General features: G+C 35.6%; 22 protein-coding genes. 9 read left to right on the top strand and 13 right to left on the bottom strand.

What is annotated here, in order from left to right:
- The first annotated feature begins 607 nt into the window (after nt 1-607).
- Both FTU72_RS14730 and FTU72_RS14725 read left to right on the top strand, forming a co-directional pair.
- Nucleotides 608-811, top strand: coding sequence for a hypothetical protein (locus FTU72_RS14730; protein ID WP_180053054.1), 204 nt, complete (start codon nt 608-610; stop codon nt 809-811).
- A 508-nt stretch (nt 812-1,319) separates the two neighbouring features.
- Nucleotides 1,320-1,649, top strand: a complete 330-nt coding sequence (locus tag FTU72_RS14725) for a four-helix bundle copper-binding protein (protein WP_180053055.1) — start codon at nt 1,320-1,322, stop codon at nt 1,647-1,649.
- A gap of 244 nt (nt 1,650-1,893) precedes the next feature.
- On the opposite strand, the gene FTU72_RS14720 is transcribed toward FTU72_RS14725, so the two are convergent.
- The 8 genes from FTU72_RS14720 to mobQ form a co-directional block, all read right to left on the bottom strand.
- Nucleotides 1,894-2,838, bottom strand: a complete 945-nt coding sequence (locus FTU72_RS14720; protein WP_180053056.1) for a copper resistance protein B — start codon at nt 2,836-2,838, stop codon at nt 1,894-1,896.
- Complete coding sequence (locus FTU72_RS14715; protein ID WP_004897649.1) at nt 2,825-3,163, bottom strand: hypothetical protein; 339 nt, start codon at nt 3,161-3,163, stop codon at nt 2,825-2,827. Before FTU72_RS14715 ends, FTU72_RS14720 begins: the two co-directional genes overlap by 14 nt.
- Nucleotides 3,150-4,961, bottom strand: coding sequence for a copper resistance system multicopper oxidase (locus FTU72_RS14710; RefSeq protein ID WP_180053057.1), 1,812 nt, complete (start codon nt 4,959-4,961; stop codon nt 3,150-3,152). The genes FTU72_RS14715 and FTU72_RS14710 overlap by 14 nt, the downstream gene beginning before the upstream one ends.
- A 46-nt stretch (nt 4,962-5,007) precedes the next feature.
- Nucleotides 5,008-5,355, bottom strand: a complete 348-nt coding sequence (locus FTU72_RS14705; protein ID WP_081401042.1) for a hypothetical protein — start codon at nt 5,353-5,355, stop codon at nt 5,008-5,010.
- A gap of 405 nt (nt 5,356-5,760) precedes the next feature.
- The gene (locus FTU72_RS14700) at nt 5,761-6,303 is read right to left on the bottom strand and encodes a plasmid replication DNA-binding protein (protein ID WP_180025693.1); all 543 of its coding nucleotides are present in this window, start codon (nt 6,301-6,303) and stop codon (nt 5,761-5,763) included.
- Nucleotides 6,304-6,370: 67 nt separating this feature from the next.
- Nucleotides 6,371-7,294, bottom strand: coding sequence for a replication initiation protein RepM (repM, locus tag FTU72_RS14695; RefSeq protein WP_004282204.1), 924 nt, complete (start codon nt 7,292-7,294; stop codon nt 6,371-6,373).
- A 202-nt stretch (nt 7,295-7,496) separates the two neighbouring features.
- The gene (locus FTU72_RS14690; RefSeq protein ID WP_180025692.1) at nt 7,497-7,730 is read right to left on the bottom strand and encodes a hypothetical protein; all 234 of its coding nucleotides are present in this window, start codon (nt 7,728-7,730) and stop codon (nt 7,497-7,499) included.
- 101 nt (nt 7,731-7,831) lie between these two features.
- The gene (mobQ, locus tag FTU72_RS14685) at nt 7,832-9,268 is read right to left on the bottom strand and encodes a MobQ family relaxase (RefSeq protein ID WP_180053058.1); all 1,437 of its coding nucleotides are present in this window, start codon (nt 9,266-9,268) and stop codon (nt 7,832-7,834) included.
- A 209-nt stretch (nt 9,269-9,477) separates the two neighbouring features.
- Here mobQ and FTU72_RS14680 point away from each other — a divergent pair, with 209 nt between their 5' ends.
- From FTU72_RS14680 to FTU72_RS14670, 3 genes are all read left to right on the top strand, one after another.
- On the top strand, nt 9,478-9,768 hold the full coding sequence (locus FTU72_RS14680; protein WP_180012270.1) for a mobilization protein: 291 nt from the start codon (nt 9,478-9,480) through the stop codon (nt 9,766-9,768).
- 25 nt (nt 9,769-9,793) lie between these two features.
- Nucleotides 9,794-9,979: a YqaE/Pmp3 family membrane protein gene (locus FTU72_RS14675; RefSeq protein WP_180012264.1), complete on the top strand. Its 186-nt coding sequence runs from the start codon at nt 9,794-9,796 to the stop codon at nt 9,977-9,979.
- Between the two features lie 197 nt (nt 9,980-10,176).
- The gene (locus tag FTU72_RS14670) at nt 10,177-10,800 is read left to right on the top strand and encodes a hypothetical protein (protein WP_180025709.1); all 624 of its coding nucleotides are present in this window, start codon (nt 10,177-10,179) and stop codon (nt 10,798-10,800) included.
- A 156-nt stretch (nt 10,801-10,956) separates the two neighbouring features.
- Here FTU72_RS14670 and FTU72_RS14665 read toward each other — a convergent pair whose 3' ends face one another.
- A complete protein-coding gene (locus FTU72_RS14665; RefSeq protein ID WP_100329926.1) occupies nt 10,957-11,181 on the bottom strand; it encodes a hypothetical protein in 225 nt (74 codons plus the stop codon).
- A 250-nt stretch (nt 11,182-11,431) separates the two neighbouring features.
- On the opposite strand from FTU72_RS14665, the gene FTU72_RS14660 reads away from it, so the two are divergent.
- Both FTU72_RS14660 and nadS read left to right on the top strand, forming a co-directional pair.
- A complete protein-coding gene (locus FTU72_RS14660; protein ID WP_180025710.1) occupies nt 11,432-11,752 on the top strand; it encodes a type II toxin-antitoxin system RelE/ParE family toxin in 321 nt (106 codons plus the stop codon).
- On the top strand, nt 11,745-12,017 hold the full coding sequence (nadS, locus tag FTU72_RS14655) for a NadS family protein (RefSeq protein ID WP_180025708.1): 273 nt from the start codon (nt 11,745-11,747) through the stop codon (nt 12,015-12,017). The genes FTU72_RS14660 and nadS overlap by 8 nt, the downstream gene beginning before the upstream one ends.
- Before the next feature lie 545 nt (nt 12,018-12,562).
- Here nadS and FTU72_RS14650 read toward each other — a convergent pair.
- The gene (locus tag FTU72_RS14650) at nt 12,563-12,889 is read right to left on the bottom strand and encodes a hypothetical protein (protein ID WP_005407416.1); all 327 of its coding nucleotides are present in this window, start codon (nt 12,887-12,889) and stop codon (nt 12,563-12,565) included.
- Nucleotides 12,886-13,308, bottom strand: coding sequence for a hypothetical protein (locus FTU72_RS14645; RefSeq protein ID WP_157759225.1), 423 nt, complete (start codon nt 13,306-13,308; stop codon nt 12,886-12,888). Before FTU72_RS14645 ends, FTU72_RS14650 begins: the two co-directional genes overlap by 4 nt.
- 105 nt (nt 13,309-13,413) lie before the next feature.
- On the opposite strand from FTU72_RS14645, the gene FTU72_RS14640 reads away from it, so the two are divergent.
- Complete coding sequence (locus tag FTU72_RS14640) at nt 13,414-13,737, top strand: hypothetical protein (RefSeq protein ID WP_076755242.1); 324 nt, start codon at nt 13,414-13,416, stop codon at nt 13,735-13,737.
- 179 nt (nt 13,738-13,916) lie between these two features.
- Here the strand turns inward: FTU72_RS14640 and FTU72_RS14635 are convergent, their stop codons facing one another.
- Together FTU72_RS14635 and repM (FTU72_RS14630) are read right to left on the bottom strand one after the other, a co-directional pair.
- Complete coding sequence (locus FTU72_RS14635; protein ID WP_179993429.1) at nt 13,917-14,471, bottom strand: plasmid replication DNA-binding protein; 555 nt, start codon at nt 14,469-14,471, stop codon at nt 13,917-13,919.
- Between the two features lie 63 nt (nt 14,472-14,534).
- On the bottom strand, nt 14,535-15,464 hold the full coding sequence (repM, locus tag FTU72_RS14630) for a replication initiation protein RepM (protein WP_179993430.1): 930 nt from the start codon (nt 15,462-15,464) through the stop codon (nt 14,535-14,537).
- Nucleotides 15,465-16,276: 812 nt separating this feature from the next.
- On the opposite strand from repM (FTU72_RS14630), the gene FTU72_RS14625 reads away from it, so the two are divergent.
- Nucleotides 16,277-17,428 carry a hypothetical protein gene (locus FTU72_RS14625; protein WP_179993435.1) on the top strand — a complete coding sequence of 384 codons (1,152 nt, stop codon included), beginning with the start codon at nt 16,277-16,279 and terminating at the stop codon, nt 17,426-17,428.
- Nucleotides 17,429-17,570 lie beyond the last annotated feature (142 nt).

Raw genomic sequence — 17,570 nt, 5'->3', positions numbered from 1 at the left:
ATAATAAAAAACCCCGGCATCCTGCCGGGGTTTTTTATTGTCGCTGATTGTGCTGTTGTACCCTCTGGTCCATGTGCAATAACTTATAATTTTTGTTTTATGTTATGGAACTTCCTGTTCCTGATGACTTGATCATAGGAAAGTTCCAGTATCCTAGATAGCCGCAAAGGGCCGAGATTCACGTAAGCCTGAGCGTACAAAATAGCCTAAATTTTATCCACAAAAAATGTGGATAATTTTAAGCATTCAAACATTGATAAAATTTAAAAAATCGCAAAATCGACTACTTTTTAAACAAATTTATTGGCAAGAACTATCAAAACTGCTCATAAAAAAGCCGACTTGTTTCCAAGTCGGATTTTGAACATCATCGAGCAAATAATTTATATCATAAGTTTTTGATTTTTATATGTTTCAATTTGTGCATTTCGTATAATCACCATTATGTTAAATGGAACCCTCTTTAGTTGACTATTCATACTTTCAATAGGGCAAAACTTGCAAATTCTTTTTTAATTTGTAATCTTTGCCATCAAGGGTGCCTAGCTCAGCTAAGGCAGGTGTTTGTTGTAGTCGGGCCGCTACAATATTGATAAAGAGCGCCTGTATGTTTAATTTCAAGATTTTTAATAAAGTCTCTACGGAAGTGTTGACGATAAAAAATGACCTCCAGCTTAATTCTGAGGTGCAATTAATCACTAAATATAAAACTTCTACTTCTGAAGACTATAGAAAAGCTATTGTTTTAATCTTTAAAGAACGTGGTTACACCAGGCTAGAAATGGGGCAACTATTCGAACGGTCAATTTAAAGTTTTTCTAAAATTAACATAATACACCTTATACAAAGACTAAAAATGGGAGCTACAAGCTCCCATTTTTAGTCTTTGTTGAATTTCTCTGTGCATAGACACTAATTATATTGAAATGATGTCTATGAATCACACATATAATTCAGTTGTATTTAATTCAAATTGAATGTCGTTATTAATTTCATGTGGCTTTGTTGCACAAAGATTTCATAACTATATGATTTTAAAAGTTTTGATTATTTTTTGATCCAAAATTAAATCTATTTAAATCAGATGCTTACATATTTATGCAACAAAGCCGGTACTTGATTATCCATCTTAATTAAGAACTGTTTTTTTAACAATTTGAAATATAAATAAGATTTAGTGAATAATTAAGATTATTCATATAAATTAAAATTATGTATTAAGTTTACAAATAATTAAAATTTACTAGTAATTTAAAATAATTAATAGGAAAAAAATTATGTTTTAATTATGTCTTTGATTATATAAATTGAGAGTAAAAATGATTAATATGGAATTTTCAAATTGTATTACTGCATGTACAAACTGTTCACTTATTTGTACTGAATGTGCAACTTCTTGTTTAAAAGAAAAAGATCTAGAGATGATGCGTGAATGTATTCAACGTTGTCTAGAATGTGCAGATATTTGTCAGCTATGTGTGCGTATGCAACAACATAACTCACCTTTCCTCAAAGAGATTTGTGAGCTTTGTGCTAAGATCTGTGAATATTGTGCGGAAGAGTGTGAAAAACATTCACATGATCATTGTAAACAATGTGCCGAGGCTTGCCGTCAGTGTGCAGAAGAATGTCGAAAAATTGCCATGTAAAATACATTCAACAATATTAATCATATTTAGGCTTATGACGTCATCACTTGTATTGTTTTTTAATTCTATGGCTTAGATATTATATTGGGCTGAATATTTAATATAGTACAAGGATTGAATTTTAAAATTAAGCTCAATTAAGATTAAAATAATGGAAGGAAGCAAAATAAGTTAACATTTTGCTTCCGGCCACATTAAGCTAGAGTTTTATTTAAATAAAGCTATTTAGTAATCATTAAATTAATTAAAATCTAAATCTAACACCAGCTCCATATAACCAACCTTTCTCAGAGTTTGATTCTATTTGCCACGACGTTTCATCATTACCTTTTGAATACTCATAGGCAATGTCGATATACGGCATGATCTTTTTACTGATTTCATAGCGAGTTTCAAGCCCTGCGGTTGCACTGCTTAAACCAGTTTTTTTCGCATATTTAGAGTCATCACTAAAGATCGCATCCAACTCTAAATAAGGTTGAATAATCAACTTTTGCGTAATCAGAAAATCACGTTCCGTTTCTAGGCTAAAGCCCGCATAATTGTCTTCTCCCGCATAGAGATAAGCATCAGTTTCAAAGAAATATGGCGCCATACCATGTAAGCCAATCACCGCATCAACATTTTCTTCGGTGTCTTTGCGATGATCATTGAGTTCAACTTTTTCACTACGATAACGTGCACCAATCTGTGCATCCCAAAAGTCTGAAATCATACGGCTATATAAAAGTTTGGCATCATAATGTGCATCATGCGATTCTTCTTTATCGGCATGAATTTTAATAAAAACCTTATTTTCATCTGTGCCAATACGGGTTTCAAACTCTGACTTTAAATCACCTGTGCCATCTTCATTGACAAGCCACTTATTGTCCACTGTCGTAATCGCATAAATTTGCGCACCGTGTTCTGAGCGATGATCATAATGCGAACTCTGCTGAGCATTCGCATCTGGTACATGATGTAAATGATTAACAGTAGATGTTGCCTGATGTTGTGCCTGATTCATTTGGCTATGGTTCATTTGAGAGCGATCCATTTGCATCGGCTGATTTTGACTAGAAGATGTAGCAACTGTCATTTTTTCAGGCGCACTATGATCTTCACCATTATGTGCCAAACTCACTGCACTGACCATCAACAAAGAGCTTGCTAAAACAGTTTTAGAAAAAAGATTAATGGTGCGCATGTTGATCTCCTTTCTGTACTTTTTGATCTTGCTGTTTCTCTGTTGATTTGTGATGCATTGGCTGATGACCTGCATGTTGATGGTTCATCGGTGCTGAATGTGCAGCATGATTCATTTTCCCCATCATCTGCATGTGTTGTGCATGCTCTTGTGGAGAATGCTGTGAATGATCCATCTCAGACATCGCTTGATGATTCATTGATGGTACATTTTTTCCATCAGTCTGAGCAGTTGAATGATGCCCTTCGTGCGCCAAACTTAAGCTTGTTAAACTCAATACCGCAACAGAAAAAAACGCTTTAAATACAAAATTAGTGATGTGCATGTCCAGCTCCTTTTTGCTCAGTTACTTGGTGAGTTTGAGTCGAATTTGTACCTTGAATTGGCGTTGTAGACACTTGTTCATCGCTAACATTTGCCACGATCAACTTGTTCATCATTCCTGCACTCATGTGATACAACAAATGACAATGGATTGCCCATTCGCCCAACTCATCCGCAGTTAATAAAGCAGTCACTGTTTTACCCGGTGGTACAATCAATGTGTGTTTATTCGGCATATCTACCGACTCTTGACCATTCTCCAACTGCATAAACATGCCATGTAAATGCATGGGGTGCGCCATCATACTGTCATTAATAAATTTGATACGGATACGCTCGCCATACTTCACTTTTAATGGCTCAGCATCGCTGAATTTTTTACCGTTAATCGTCCAAATATAACGCTCCATAGTACCGCCCAAACGCACTACTAATTCACTGCTAGCTTCACGAGTATCTTTTTGCGGTTCTAAAGATTTTAAATCACTATATTGCAAGGCTTTATTGCCCGCAGGTGTAGATGCATTTGCCCAACCATAAACCACTTGATCATTTTCTTGTGGTTTTGCTGTGCCATGCTGTGAATGATCCATTTTCGAGTGATCCATGCCTTGCATATCGCCATGGTTCATTTTTGAATGATCCATTTTCGAGTGATCCATGCCTTGCATATTGCCGTGGTTCATTTTCGAATGATCCATTCCTGCATGATCACCGCCACCATGTCCCATATCTTCCATGGTCAAAAGTGAGCGTGGACGTGGTGCAGGCATATGAATGCCATGTGTCATAGGATTTAATTCATTGTGCAGTGTACCAATCGCATAGCCTGCACGGTCAATTGACTCAGCTTCAATTTGATAATGTCCGCCTTTTGGCTCCACAATCACATCATAAGTTTCAGCTGTGCCAATACGAAACTCATCCACAGCAACAGGTTTTACAGGCTGACCATCAGCACTGACCACAGTCATTTTCAAGTTAGGAATACGGACATCGTAGAAAGACATCGCAGATGCATTCACAAAACGTAGGCGAATTTTTTCATTCGGTTTAAACATTCCTGTCCAATTTTGTTCAGGTGTTTTGCCATTAATGAGGAAGGTATAACCTGTAACATCCGACATGTCGGTTTTTAGCATACGCATCTGATTCCACATTTTGCGGTCAGACCATGTCGCTTTTATGCCATCACGTTTAACCTGCTTCCAAACATCACCCAAGGTTTCACGCTGATTTTGATAGTATTCAGCTGAAATTTTAAGATCTTTCTGAATTTGATCACTGGTTTTTTCATGAAAATCTGACAACATCACCACATAGTCACGTTCAGCTTTTTCATGTGCTGCCAATGGTGTTTTACCTTTTGGATAAATCACAAAAGAACCATATAAGCCGTCCTGTTCCTGTCCTTTAGAATGAGCGTGATACCAATAAGTCCCGCTTTGGCGAATCTTGAATTTATAAACATACTCGCTTTGAGGCTTAATACCGTTAAAACCATTAAATCCCGGTACACCATCCATAATGCCCGGCAACAACAGTCCGTGCCAATGAATAGAAGAATCTTGGTTTTTTAAATTATTTTTCACGCGAATGATGGCTTCATCACCCTCTTCAAACTCAAGCAAAGGCGCAGGAAATTGACCATTTACGGTAATGCGCTTTACAGGCTTTCCAGTTGGGCTGACCACTGCTTCATCAATAACAAGCTGATATTCACGCACTTCGGCAAAAACCAAAGGCGACGATGCAAAACAAATACCTGCTAATAGGTACGAACTAATTTTATGAGACATAACTTAACCTTAATTTTGAAAAATAAATAAATTTTAAAAAAATTGGTTAAGTTTTAGGAGGACGTGAAATTTCTTGCCAATACCCATTTAGATATTGGTTGAGGTAATAAAAATTAGGCTGATCTATAGAATAGAAGGTATCTAGGGGATCTAGCGAGCTTTGCAAAGAATGAAGACATGAGATCTGTGTCTGGCAGGATAAGCTAGAACATTCCTGACACTTTTTGTGATCTATATTCTGATTAATAGCTAAATGATTATGGCAATCGGTATTCGTCTGTACTTCGTGATTAATACCATGTTGAGTGACTTGCTGTGCTTGATCTAAACAATGATCTTGGCTCATTTCAGTTTGCATATTGATATGCATTATCTTTACTGATGCAACAGACACACTACTCCATCCTATGGCAAAAACCATAAGAAAACAAAACCAAAGTTTTTTGGAGAGATGAGTCAACACGAATGCTATCTAGGAATAGAATTTAATCCAAAATATCTTAACGGAATTTCAAATATTTACAACTCAATATAATTTAGTAGTTTCTCTAAAATTAACATAATACACCTTATACGAAATCATTAATAAAACCTTAATATAATCAATGTATTATTCTGTACAAAAAAGCCTAAGAGACCACTCTTAGGCTTTTTCAGTGATTTTTCGTGTTCCACGCTCAATAACTAAGCAATGTTCCACAAGTTTATTCAGTTTTAATAAACCTCATCCGGTTTTTTGATGAGTCATTATTTCATGTGCTTGCACTGAAATTGGCTCATCAAAAAATTGGAGTCCTGGCTAACCATAAGGAAGGAAGAAACGGCTCAGGAAGCCCCTCTTTTTAGGCTCAGGCTCAACGTGTTCAGGGACAGGGATACGTTTATTGTCTTTCTGAGGAGTAGTCAATCCGTCATAGTTTGACTCAGTCTGTGGCCGAGGATCTGTTGCTATATCCTGTTCAGAGTCATGATCGGTAAACGTAGTCATATTGGCTTTTGGAGCTTCCAGTAAGCGCTGCATGGCCTCAATCTGTTCTTGATAAAACGATTCACGTTCTAATGATTGATTTTCTCTCTGTATTGCCTGATTTAATTGTTTTTCCAGCATGTCAACTTGACGTTTTAGCAAGTCAACTTCTGTTAAGTTATGCCTACTAGTTGATTGACTTTGGTTGACACTAGAATTGCTTTTTTGTGGTTCCCCAAAAACTCTCAAGGCTTCTGAAAAGTCAATTAATCCATCCGATCCTTTTGATAAATTTCCTTTCTTTATATGGGCATATACAGCTTGTCTTGAATATCCATATAATTTCGCTAGTTCTGAAACTGACAGTTTTTTCATTATGTAAACCAGTTTTCAAATAGTGTTAATAGTTGATTGTTAACTTTACTATGTCAATTGACATCATTCATTGAAAGCCGACTTTTCGAAGTAATGGCATAAATTCTTTTAATTTATTTGGCTCTTGCAGCATGGTTACAATCCGAGCAGCAAACTGTTCATAGCTTTCATTACCTTGTGAAAGTTTAGCCATCTCAGGAAGTTCTGATAATTTACTAGCAAATAAATATCGTTGTGCATCAGTCAAATTGATTTTTAGCTCTTTGTCCTGACTAATGTCATTGGCTGTATTTGTTGCTGACTTTTTCTGTTTGAAGCTAAATGAAAAGCCCGTAATGGATCTGCCGGTTTTATGTTGTTCAACTTTGACATTAATATCGGTATGTTCATTTACTTGCTTTAATGCAATATCTAAAACATATTTCTTAAAATCGTACATCCTTTTGTATTCAGTCTCGAGTACACCTATTTTTTGTCTGAAATCGTAGATAGTTATAAGAGGCGTTTTTCCGGTACTACGCCACGCAATCAATATTTCATATAAGCGAACAGCATAAGCACTCGTTAAATTGCTTATTTGCTGTATCTCATACTTTGTAAATTGTTCTTCTAATCGAGTTATTAAAGGCACAATAGCTGGAGCAAAAATAAGTCTAACGACAGCCTCATTATCAATATAAGCAACCTCGCTTACCCATCTTGACTTGTGATTAATGACATTACCTTTTTCACTAAGACTTTGATAACTGAATTGTCTTGCAAATAGGTCATCGCAAGCATCTTTTAAGGCTTGATAAGCAGTATTTCGATGTACACCAAATTGATTGATATAACTTTCAGCATGAACTGTTAATGGATCATTAGCATTTATCCCTTTACCTGATTCCCTGGCTTCAACGATAGCTAAAAGAATTAATCGTTGTTCTACTAGATCAAGGTTATAACTAGCATTAATTAAAGCGTTATCTTTGACAATTAGTTCGGTTTTCATATGAAAAATTTATATTTTTAAGTCAATAAGACGAGGTTATATTATCAACTCGCTTAATGCAAGGTAAACCTCGTTTTAATGCAAGGTAAACCTCGTTTTAATGCAAGGTAAACCTCGTTTTAATGCAAGGTAAACCTCGTTTTATAATCTCTCAAAGCCTTATAAATTCAGGTTTACAGGCTATCTAAAAGCATTTAAAAGCTTAAAAATAATTAAAAGCATATTTCATGAAAAATTGCCCTTGGTTTTCGCTTCGCTCAAACTCTATTGAATCTCGCTCTCGCTCGATTCGTCGGGGCAATTTTTGGTTCATATTTTCGTGAATTTGAGAAAAAGCAAAAGCAAGATCAAAAGCAACTCGGAATTCGCTTCGCTCATGAGCTTTTTTTATCGCTACGCTCGATTTAGGCATCAAACTTGGAAAGTTCGCACCCATGCGGGATGCTCTGTAGGGTAGGTGATTAATGGATAGGGAGCTTGTAATCAGGGAAAGGGATGGGCAAATTTTCTCAGTTCGCTCGTAGACACTCGCTCTGTTTAACGACTCATGCCACGAGATTTCATTTTAGGCGCATGTTGCTGTGCTTTGAGCTGTTGTTCTTGTCTGAGTTTCATCTGTTGTTCTGCTTTGATCTCATCCACACATTTTTTAATGACTTGATAGGATGGGTATAGAGTCTGGTATTGCTTGGCTTTGGCCGGATGTTGTTGTTGGTACTGCTTCCAGGCATGTTCTTTAAACTTTTCATTCTCCAATAAATCCTTCACACCATGTTTTTTCTGGTGTTCATGCTGACCTTTCAGCTTTTTGTGTTCCTGGTAGATCTCATCACGTTGGGCTTCCCAGACTTTTTTTCCAAACAGTAAGGGTTTGTTCTGGGTTAATTCGTTGTGTTGATCGACCAGGCTTTGCAATTTGTCATGACTTTGCTTGAGTCCGCTTTTCACGATCTCCTGGGCAAGCTGCTGATTGAATTCGTTTTGATGTTTGTGGTGCTTGGTCAGGTTTATTTCGGCTTGTTTGAGATTGCGCTGCATAAAATCCAGGTCTAGATTCGCGTCTTTTGCGCTGATTTCGCGTTTTAGCACTTTGCCAAGGGTTTCCCTCTGTTTTTCCTCAAACAGGGATTTTTCGTCAATTGGTGGCGTTTTAGCGCTATTCTTGATTTGGATCTGCTGTTCTGTTTTCAGTGTGCTGAGTTTTATCTCATTTTCAGCAATTAGAACGTCCATATTTTTGTCGTATTGCAACTGAGCCTGATTTCTCTGTTTGATTTCATCATTGCTTCGGCTGATTTCGGTTTCGATGCCTCTTCTACGTAGTTCGGTGACTTTAGGCCCTTCGTGCAGGGTGGCTTCCAGGCCATTCTCCTGGTCTTTGTAGCTGCGGTGGTCGACCCGGGCTGTGGATCCGGCCAGATTCAGGTGCACATTGCAGATATCGGCAAAGTGTTCACGCCAGTGATCGATTTCTCCACTGTGTTTCTGATCGAGTTCCCGGGTTTTCTCTGTAAAACCTTCTGGCGTAAGTTTACGTGTGCTCATTAGGATATGGGCGTGATAATTGCGCTCATCACTGCCGGATCCGGTATGCGGTGCATGAATACAGGCATCGACGGCCACCTGATGTCTGTCCACGATGCTGGCACATAATTCTTCGAGCATGGCCAGACGTTGTTCCTGGTTCAGTTCACTTGGAAAGGCAATTTCAAATTCCCTGGCTACAGTCGAGTTTTTTCGGGTTTCCCGTTGTTCAACTTCGTTCCAGAGTTTTTCTCGATTCTTTAAATGCTCTGGTGCGCCTTCGGGTAAATAAATTTCTTTGTATTCCACACCGGTTTTTCGGCTGTAGTCATGTTCTCGGCCTTCACGTTTGCAATAGATCTTTTCACCTGCCCGATAAGCAATCGCAGCAGTGGCGGAACGCCCTGCGGATCGTGCTACGGTTTTGACTGAAAAGTGGTAAATCGCCATGCCTGTTTTTCGCTTTTAAATTTTCACGTAGTGAAATACAACCGTGAATACGGTTGTCGGGGTATTGGGGAGACCCCAATCGGACTTGCAAACGAAGTTTGCATAAGTGCGCTCTTCGAGGAAAACATTACTATACATATAGCACCTTGAATACAGATTCAAGTGCGCTTATGTTAGGGATGGTTTCCCAGGATGATGGTATTGGATTGATGAGCGTTACTGAAACACTAGATAGCAAAATCAAAGCACAGGAAGAAAAGCTAAAGCAGTTAAAGGCTCAAAGACAGGCAGCACTGGCAAGAGAACGTGCTAAAGAGAAAGAACAGGCAAGAAAGGATGACACCAGACGCAAGATTTTAATCGGTTCTTGTATGCTAAAAATTACTGAAGATGATGAACAAGCCAGAGCTAAATTAATTGCTCAGATGGATAAGTATTTAACGGATGAAAGAGATCGTAAGCTGTTTAATTTATCTCTTAATGAAAATTCACTTATTTAAAATAACGCATCAATAGGAACGTATTATGAGATTTCTGATTGCTTTACTTTTCCCTTGGTTCCTATTTTTTACTATTGGCAGACCATTCGCAGGAATGGTCTGCTTATTTCTTCAAATTACGATTTTAGGTTGGATTCCGGCTACAATCTGGGCGGTGTATGCTTTATCGCAATACAAAACTGATCAGAAGATTAAAAAGGCTTTAGGTTAAATAGATTTAATGAAGAATATTTTTTGAAATACTCTACATTAGATTTTTAAAAATTATTTAATGTCAATTGTCAGACTTTAGCGTGAAAAAAATTAAAAAAATGTGCTCAAAGTCTGACAATTGCTCTTCGTCAAAATATATAAGATACTGTTATTAATAAATTTATTATAGTATTCAATACTTAGGACCGCATATAAATGGCTAACTTATTACAAAAAATCTCATGGAATGAAAACCAATATCAGAGACCTGATATTTCAGGCTATTATGTTGAACAAGGGAAAGATAATTACATTGCTGAATCAGGAATAGGTCATGAATCCTGGAACTTTAATAAGTCAGAATTAATTGACGGAAAAGTTTATGGTTATTTAAAAGCTGATGTATCTACCTTATTCAATGAAAAACATAATATTTTCTTCTTTTCTAGAAATTTGAATAATGAATTATATCTAGTTGGCTACTATAAAGATTGTAAGTATCTTACCGAAAAAGAAAGAATGGAATTAAGAAACAAAATGGTAGATTCAGGTCTCTTAGATAAGCGCATTAATCAAGCGTACCGTATTCTAAGAGAAGAGAATGATTTTTCAGAATGGGCTTGGGATGATGTAGAGGCTGAATTTGGATTTGAAATAAGTTCTTTTAAACTAGAAGTACTGCCTGAAAATGTATTCTTCTTTAAAGAAAGAATTTTATTTACTGAAGAAGAGTGGAAAGCTGCAACTGGTAAAGGATGGCAAGAAAGATATGGAAACTATTCAATTATTCCAAATCTAGAAACCTTTAAACATAAGATCATGAAGGAAGAATTTGCTTAAACTTCTGTTAGATCAATCTAAGAAACTCATACTTCTAAAACAAAGCCCGTGTAAAAGCGGGCTTTTGTATTTCGCATAAGAGATTTTATGTTAAACGAGTGATGAAAAGGCTCATGAATTGTGCCTTTCATATAACATCTATTATTTAATTTTAAATTATGAATGTTGAATATCGAATACCGTACCTAATCGAGCTGATATTTTTTCAATAGTAGACTCCAATACTTCAGAGGTTAGATCTAATTTAATTTCTTCTGGATAAAGATTTAATAATTCCTTAATAGAGGGTCGCTGATTTAAAGGTAGACAATCAATTAAGGCCATCAAAAATTTAGGATCAAAAGATCTTATTGATTTAGCCTTTAGAACTAAACGAGGCATTCTATATATTTATTCTAATAATGTACTTAATGTAAATTATATCAATTAATTAAATATACTATAAATGACTTTTTGTATCAAAAAATTGAATATTTATTTACCTTTTGGTTGTAATTTCTATTACCTAAAAATCAAAATTGAAGCTAATCACGTAAGATAATTTCGGTTATGAGAAATGAGAGCTACCTTTTCTCGTTTTTTTATTCTAAAACTGCTAAAATTCTTATACGCCATTGACGTACTTTAACCTATATTATTCATTGAAACCAGCATTTTTACCAAGCAAATCAAAGAGCTTGTTAGTGATGAAGAGTACCGTCAGCTCCAGCAAGATCTTTTGGTAAAGCCTGATAAGGGCGACTTAATTAAGAATGGTGGTGGGATTCGTAAAGTACGTTGTGCTCAGGGCAATAAAGGTAAAAGTGGCGGTATCCGGGTGATCTATTATTGGGTCACAGAGGATGATCAGATCTTTTTCCTAGTGGCTTATCCAAAGTCTGTGAAAGATAATCTGACAGACAAAGAAACATCGATCCTGCGTCAATTAGTAAAGGAGCAATTTCATGGATAACAACTTATTTGATGACCTGGTTGCTTCAATCAAAGAAGCTGGTGCTATCAAACGTAATGAGATAAAGGTAAGTCGAGTCACAGAACTTGAATTGCCGGATATTAAAGGAGTGCGTGAGAAAACTGGTTTAACCCAAGCAGAATTCGCAGCACGTTTGCATATCAGCGCGAGAACCCTGCAAAACTGGGAACAAGGCCGTCGCTATCCGACTGGTCCTGCAGCGACTCTAATTCGCATTCTGGATGCCCATCCAACTCTGATTTAAAAATTTTAGATAATAAAAAACCCCGGCATCCTGCCGGGGTTTTTTATTGTCGCTGATTGTGCTGTTGTACCCTCTGGTCCATGTGCAATAACTTATAATTTTTGTTTTATGTTATGGAACTTCCTGTTCCTGATGACTTGATCATAGGAAAGTTCCAGTATCCTAGATAGCCGCAAAGGGCCGAGATTCACGTAAGCCTGAGCGTACAAAATAGCCTAAATTTTATCCACAAAAAATGTGGATAATTTTAAGCATTCAAACATTGATAAAATTTAAAAAATCGCAAAATCGACTACTTTTTAAACAAATTTATTGGCAAGAACTATCAAAACTGCTCATAAAAAAGCCGACTTGTTTCCAAGTCGGATTTTGAACATCATCGAGCAAATAATTTATATCATAAGTTTTTGATTTTTATATGTTTCAATTTGTGCATTTCGTATAACCACCATTATGTTAAATGGATAGTTATTTAGTGGAAAAATCAAGTTTTTGAAATTTCAAATTGAAGTTTTTTCGTTCAATTAGTAATTGTAATTTATATTCTATTGAATAACTATTTCATAACTTTTCCTATCATATTTGGCTGCATACGTAGCTACTTCTTGATTAATCTTTTTATGATTTTTATCTAAATATGAAAAGATTATTGAATCCTCATTGTGCTGCTCGTAATTGATGGCGTATTTATATTCTGAATAAGGATAAAGAGTACCTAAGCTATAAGTTTTTTGAGCACTAATATAAGTTACTTTAAGGTCTGTAATTGGATAATCAGTCTGATTTTTAATAAAAATATATCCATTTTTTTCAAATGGCTGGCATCCTATAAGTAGAACTAATGTAAGACAGTAAAATAGGCTATTCTTCATTTTGGTAGTTCTTCAATTGGTCTTATGAGTTTATTAATAACTATAACTTGTGAGGTATCACAGCCATGATCTACTTCAGTTATCCAAGAATAATTATTTTTTTCTAGAGGATAGGAGCCGCCTCCTCCATATGCTACTTTATCACCTAAAAAATAAGTGTCTGAATCTACTTTTAAGCTCTTAGTTTCTATATTCCAATCTATAGTTTTCGTAGCAAAAATTGGCAGAACTTTAGAGCCATCAGCATGTTCTAGATATAAGCATTTACCTTCCCTAATGAGCTTAGCCTCACTATAACTTGCATTATCTGCTCCCCCTGTATAGTGAATACGTGGAACAACTATATTTGATTCAATTTTTTCTGTAACTGGACTACAGGCTGCAAGAAAAATTAATAAAATAAATTCTAATCTTTTCATATTAAAGGAATTTTTGAGAAAATAATAATAGAGAAATTAAAGCAAATTATTCCAAAAGGCTCTGATTAAAAATTGTTAAAATTAGTAGATATATGGGAGAAAATTATGAAAAAATTTTTATACTTCAATTGCTTATCTTTTATTTTTACTTATTTATCTTTGTTTTATCAGAAATATACATTGGTGGATCGTATAGTTGTAGACAAGCTTGAAAAAGTTAAAGTCATTGGAGGAGGATTTCCCTTACAGTTTTTAGTAGATGGTGAAGTATCTCCAGGTGGGAGTATAGCGCTAGATCCTTTAAATATTATTATAGGAATAGATCAATTTATCTTCTTATATTTTATTTTTGATTATTTGTTCTGGATAAGTATTTTATTTGCTTTTTACATAATTTTGAAAAGGTACAAACTAAAACAGATTTTCTAAAATTAACATAATACACGTTATACGAAATGAGTTATAATTGTCTTTATTAATCAATGGTATATATCATTTTGATTGGCCCGTATCCTCCAGATCGGGCTTTTTTATGCATTTTTCATGTTCCACGCTTATTATTTAATCAAAGTTTCACGACTTTGTTCATATCAGTTAAACAATCGTGGTTAATCATAGGGTCTAAAAAAACGGCTCCAAAAGCCTCTTTTCGGTTGCTCCGGTTCAACATGCTCCGGTACTGGAATACGCTTATTTTCTTTTTGATCTGGAGTAGTCAATCCGTCATGTTTGTCGTTATCTACATTCAATGTAGATTCTACTTGAGATGGACTAGATTGAGCTGAAGTTGGTGTGGGATGAACCTGAGTTGGCTTCATTTCAATTAGGGTAAGTAATGTATCGATACGAGAATTTGCTTTAGCTTCGCGATCTTCTGCTTTTTCTAACTGTTTCTTTAGAAAATCGATCTGATTCTTTAGTTCAATAACTGTATTGTCTGTGTATTCAGGTGTATTTATAGTTTGTGTTGGAGACGTATCAGTGTGTTTTGAGTGTTTTCCACTAAAAGGTTCACCGTAAACGCGGAGTAACTCAGAGAAGTCGATAGAGCCATCATGATCACGACTTAACACCCCATTTTTTATATCTTTATAAAGTGTAGCACGAGATTTCTTATACAGTGTGGCTGCATCACTAACACTGTATTTTGTACTTGTTTTCATAGTGTATTGCTGTGTATTTAGGATACGTATTGAAGAATACAATAAGTGTATTCTTCAATACACTCAAGCTTTAAACCCTAAGTTCTTTAAGTGTGGCAAAAACTGCTGTTGTTGGTGAGGGTTTCTAAGCATATCCTTAATTTTAGCAGCTAAAATCTCATAACTTTCACCTTCTGAGGCTAAATGGGAAAGCTCATGTAAACGTGATAATTGATTCCCGAATAGATTAATTTGAGCATCAGATAGCTGATAAAAATCTTTCGAGGTATGTGTTATAGATTTAGATTTTTCTTTAAAAGAAAAGATAATATGAGTGACTTTACGCCCTGTTTTTTTCTGCTCATAAGTGACTTTTAGAGGGCTGTATTCATTGATTTGGTCTATAGCAGTGTCAATTACTCGTTTCTTGAAATCAGCGAATAATGGGTACTTTTTACCGAGTTCTAACATTGTCCGTAAACTCTCAACAGAAATTTCACGCTTACCTATTTGCCGATATTGAACCAGTAGTTCATAGATACGAATACCGTATCCACTATTGATCCCAGCAATGTCTGATAAGGCATATTTGGTGAATTCTCTACTTAGATTGGAAATGAATGGCAGAATGGGTTTTGAAAAACGGATTCCAATGACACTTTGACTATCTAAAAATTGGATTTCTTGCACCCATCTCATTTTTATAGATTTATCATCAATACTGAGATTAATAGACCTCTCATAGAGTCTATTAATACCTTCCTTTAAATCTCTGTATGCAGTTTTCTCATGTACGCCCAATTGTTTTAATTCATCGACGCTAACAGGGTATAACTCATCATCTGTAATAAGCTGATTTTTGGGAATCCGTGAAATGGCAGCTAAGACAATTCGTTGCTCTACGGCACTTAATTGATACGATGCTTCTATTACTTGATTTGATTTTACAACGTGATTTTTATTCAAAACAAAACCATTGATTTTTCTAATATATGACAAATATATACTTGTCATAGTTGGTAGTCAATCCGTCATAGTTAAGTAGTCAATCCGTCATAGTTAGTAGTCAATCCGTCATAGTTAGTAGTCAATCCGTCATATTTAAACGCTGAAACCTTTGCTATATAAGGCACAGAGACAACTGAAAAGATTTAAAAGATTTAAAATATATTAAAAAGGGAAGAATGAAAAATTGCCCTTGGTTTTCGCTACGCTCAAACTCTATTGAACTTCGCTAAAGCTCAGTTCGTTGGGGCAATTTTTTGGCTAATACCAATCTGGAATTTAATAAAAAGCAAAAGCAACTCGGAATTCGCTTCGCTCATAAATTTTTTATGCTCGCTTCGCTCGATCTAGGTTTAAAGATCTGCATCTAATTTCTTATTGTTCTAAGTTTTCATTTTTAAAAGAATGTTTTTCAGAGAGTCTAGGCGCGACTTTTCTTTGTGTCGCTCGTAGACACTCGCTAAAAACTATTGTAAATCGTCATATTTTGCGTTTTTAGCTCTGTTTACAGGTTTTTATAGTGATAGGTAATTTAAAAATAAAAGAAGCTTAAATCGCAAATAAGAGCGTTCTATGGTGATTAATCAAATTGGTGAAAACCAATTTTGAAATTGATATCTGCATGTGCTGACGCTCGATTTATGGAACTCTTATTTACAGAAAAACCATCATTGATCAAAAAAAACACTATTTTATAAAAATCTTGTTTTTTGTTCTTTTTTAATCAAAGATAAACTTTTATGCTTTCCGCATAAAAGTTATATTTTGATTAGATAATGATCTACTACACAACAACGAAAACGGACTGTCTTCTCAGTCTTATGCAATGCATTTCGAATGGAAGTGCTAAGTTTTGGTTTTCTGATACTGTGCCTTTTTCAAAGTTCCATCATGTGCTTCCAAAATTAATTTTGGAGTATGGCCTCGATCTGACTGAATCTGAGCGTAAGAAAAAATCGGACTACGGGGAACCAGTATGGAGTCTGGTCATCAATTATGATCCGGCCAAAAATGAGGTATTTCAGTTTTGGTTATTTACTACAGGCTATAGAGAAGCACGAAGAAGTAAGCTGACTTTAAAAGAAATACTTGCCAAAAATTCGAGCATGGTACAGAAGCAAAAGTTGAATAGTCTTTTGACCACGAAAAAAGAAAAACTGTTGCGCTATGGGGATTATGTACTGGGACAATACATTGAGTTTAGTGATCTTAAGCCACAATTTTCTCGGGTTTATTATCATCCTGAACGCTTTGGCGTTATTTTTAATGTTCATGCCAAGCGTGTAAAAACTATTGATAGTAACCAAGATCTGGTTTATCGGGTGTTTAAGCCTTTTAATGCCTCTGATGTCAGGCGTTTTTCCAGTATTCAACGTATTTTTGGCTTTGCTTTTTTAGAAAATGAACATACCCGTTGGAATCAGGCATCCGTGAGTGCATTTTTACTGCAACGGTTTGGAATTAAATTTAACGATGACGTGAGCTATAACGAGCGGTTGAAAGAGCTAACTCGTGCATTACGCGGGGTTCGTAAAAAGCATTTGGAGTTTTTTCAACGATATTCTCAGAAGAAAATCCGTTTTACCTGGTATCTATCGCAAGAATTTATGCAGTCGGCAACGCGGGAGTTGAATAAAAAAATTGATTTAATTTCAACTGAACAGGCTGATCGTTTGAAAGAAGCCACTTTTAGATTGAGTTCTAAGGGGAATTTTCATGGTACACGTCATCAAATTGGCACGTTACAGGCTAAAATGAGATCGATATTAAATGCCCGAAATCCCGAGCAGAAGAAGCTGAATCAAATGTATTTTCCAAAAAACTTACACTATGTACGCTTCACTGCCAAGAAGGCTTGGAGTATGAAAGAGTTTGAAGTGGCTTGTCGAAATGCAGATCAGATTTATTTGAATAAACGGAATAAGCAAAAGCCTAAAGATCAACGATTAAGAAGAGACAGAAAAAAATGCTAAAGCTTTTTTTCTTAATGTTATTCACCAATTAAAATGTCTATGTGATAAACCATTTAAAATGTCCTGTTTTTAACCACAAGAGTCAAGCACAGGATTTAACTTTCTTTGTTCAATAACAGCTTTCTGAGCTTTACGACTCGGC

This window comes from Acinetobacter sp. YH12137 (assembly GCF_013418535.1).
GTDB lineage: Bacteria > Pseudomonadota > Gammaproteobacteria > Pseudomonadales > Moraxellaceae > Acinetobacter.
Note: the sequence above shows the minus strand (reverse complement) of the source record. Positions and strands in the feature narration are given on the sequence as shown.

What these genes read in the sequence shown, in the direction of transcription:
- FTU72_RS14730 (WP_180053054.1), top strand. Translation starts at nt 608, where the DNA reads ATGTTTAATTTCAAGATTTTTAATAAAGTCTCTACGGAAGTGTTGACG.
- FTU72_RS14725 (WP_180053055.1), top strand. Translation starts at nt 1,320, where the DNA reads ATGATTAATATGGAATTTTCAAATTGTATTACTGCATGTACAAACTGT.
- FTU72_RS14720 (WP_180053056.1), bottom strand. Translation starts at nt 2,838, where the DNA reads ATGCGCACCATTAATCTTTTTTCTAAAACTGTTTTAGCAAGCTCTTTG.
- FTU72_RS14715 (WP_004897649.1), bottom strand. Translation starts at nt 3,163, where the DNA reads ATGCACATCACTAATTTTGTATTTAAAGCGTTTTTTTCTGTTGCGGTA.
- FTU72_RS14710 (WP_180053057.1), bottom strand. Translation starts at nt 4,961, where the DNA reads ATGTCTCATAAAATTAGTTCGTACCTATTAGCAGGTATTTGTTTTGCA.
- FTU72_RS14700 (WP_180025693.1), bottom strand. Translation starts at nt 6,303, where the DNA reads ATGAAAAAACTGTCAGTTTCAGAACTAGCGAAATTATATGGATATTCA.
- repM (WP_004282204.1), bottom strand. Translation starts at nt 7,294, where the DNA reads ATGAAAACCGAACTAATTGTCAAAGATAACGCTTTAATTAATGCTAGT.
- FTU72_RS14690 (WP_180025692.1), bottom strand. Translation starts at nt 7,730, where the DNA reads ATGGGTGCGAACTTTCCAAGTTTGATGCCTAAATCGAGCGTAGCGATA.
- mobQ (WP_180053058.1), bottom strand. Translation starts at nt 9,268, where the DNA reads ATGGCGATTTACCACTTTTCAGTCAAAACCGTAGCACGATCCGCAGGG.
- FTU72_RS14680 (WP_180012270.1), top strand. Translation starts at nt 9,478, where the DNA reads ATGAGCGTTACTGAAACACTAGATAGCAAAATCAAAGCACAGGAAGAA.
- FTU72_RS14675 (WP_180012264.1), top strand. Translation starts at nt 9,794, where the DNA reads ATGAGATTTCTGATTGCTTTACTTTTCCCTTGGTTCCTATTTTTTACT.
- FTU72_RS14670 (WP_180025709.1), top strand. Translation starts at nt 10,177, where the DNA reads ATGGCTAACTTATTACAAAAAATCTCATGGAATGAAAACCAATATCAG.
- FTU72_RS14665 (WP_100329926.1), bottom strand. Translation starts at nt 11,181, where the DNA reads ATGCCTCGTTTAGTTCTAAAGGCTAAATCAATAAGATCTTTTGATCCT.
- nadS (WP_180025708.1), top strand. Translation starts at nt 11,745, where the DNA reads ATGGATAACAACTTATTTGATGACCTGGTTGCTTCAATCAAAGAAGCT.
- FTU72_RS14650 (WP_005407416.1), bottom strand. Translation starts at nt 12,889, where the DNA reads ATGAAGAATAGCCTATTTTACTGTCTTACATTAGTTCTACTTATAGGA.
- FTU72_RS14645 (WP_157759225.1), bottom strand. Translation starts at nt 13,308, where the DNA reads ATGAAAAGATTAGAATTTATTTTATTAATTTTTCTTGCAGCCTGTAGT.
- FTU72_RS14640 (WP_076755242.1), top strand. Translation starts at nt 13,414, where the DNA reads ATGAAAAAATTTTTATACTTCAATTGCTTATCTTTTATTTTTACTTAT.
- FTU72_RS14635 (WP_179993429.1), bottom strand. Translation starts at nt 14,471, where the DNA reads ATGAAAACAAGTACAAAATACAGTGTTAGTGATGCAGCCACACTGTAT.
- repM (WP_179993430.1), bottom strand. Translation starts at nt 15,464, where the DNA reads ATGACAAGTATATATTTGTCATATATTAGAAAAATCAATGGTTTTGTT.
- FTU72_RS14625 (WP_179993435.1), top strand. Translation starts at nt 16,277, where the DNA reads ATGCAATGCATTTCGAATGGAAGTGCTAAGTTTTGGTTTTCTGATACT.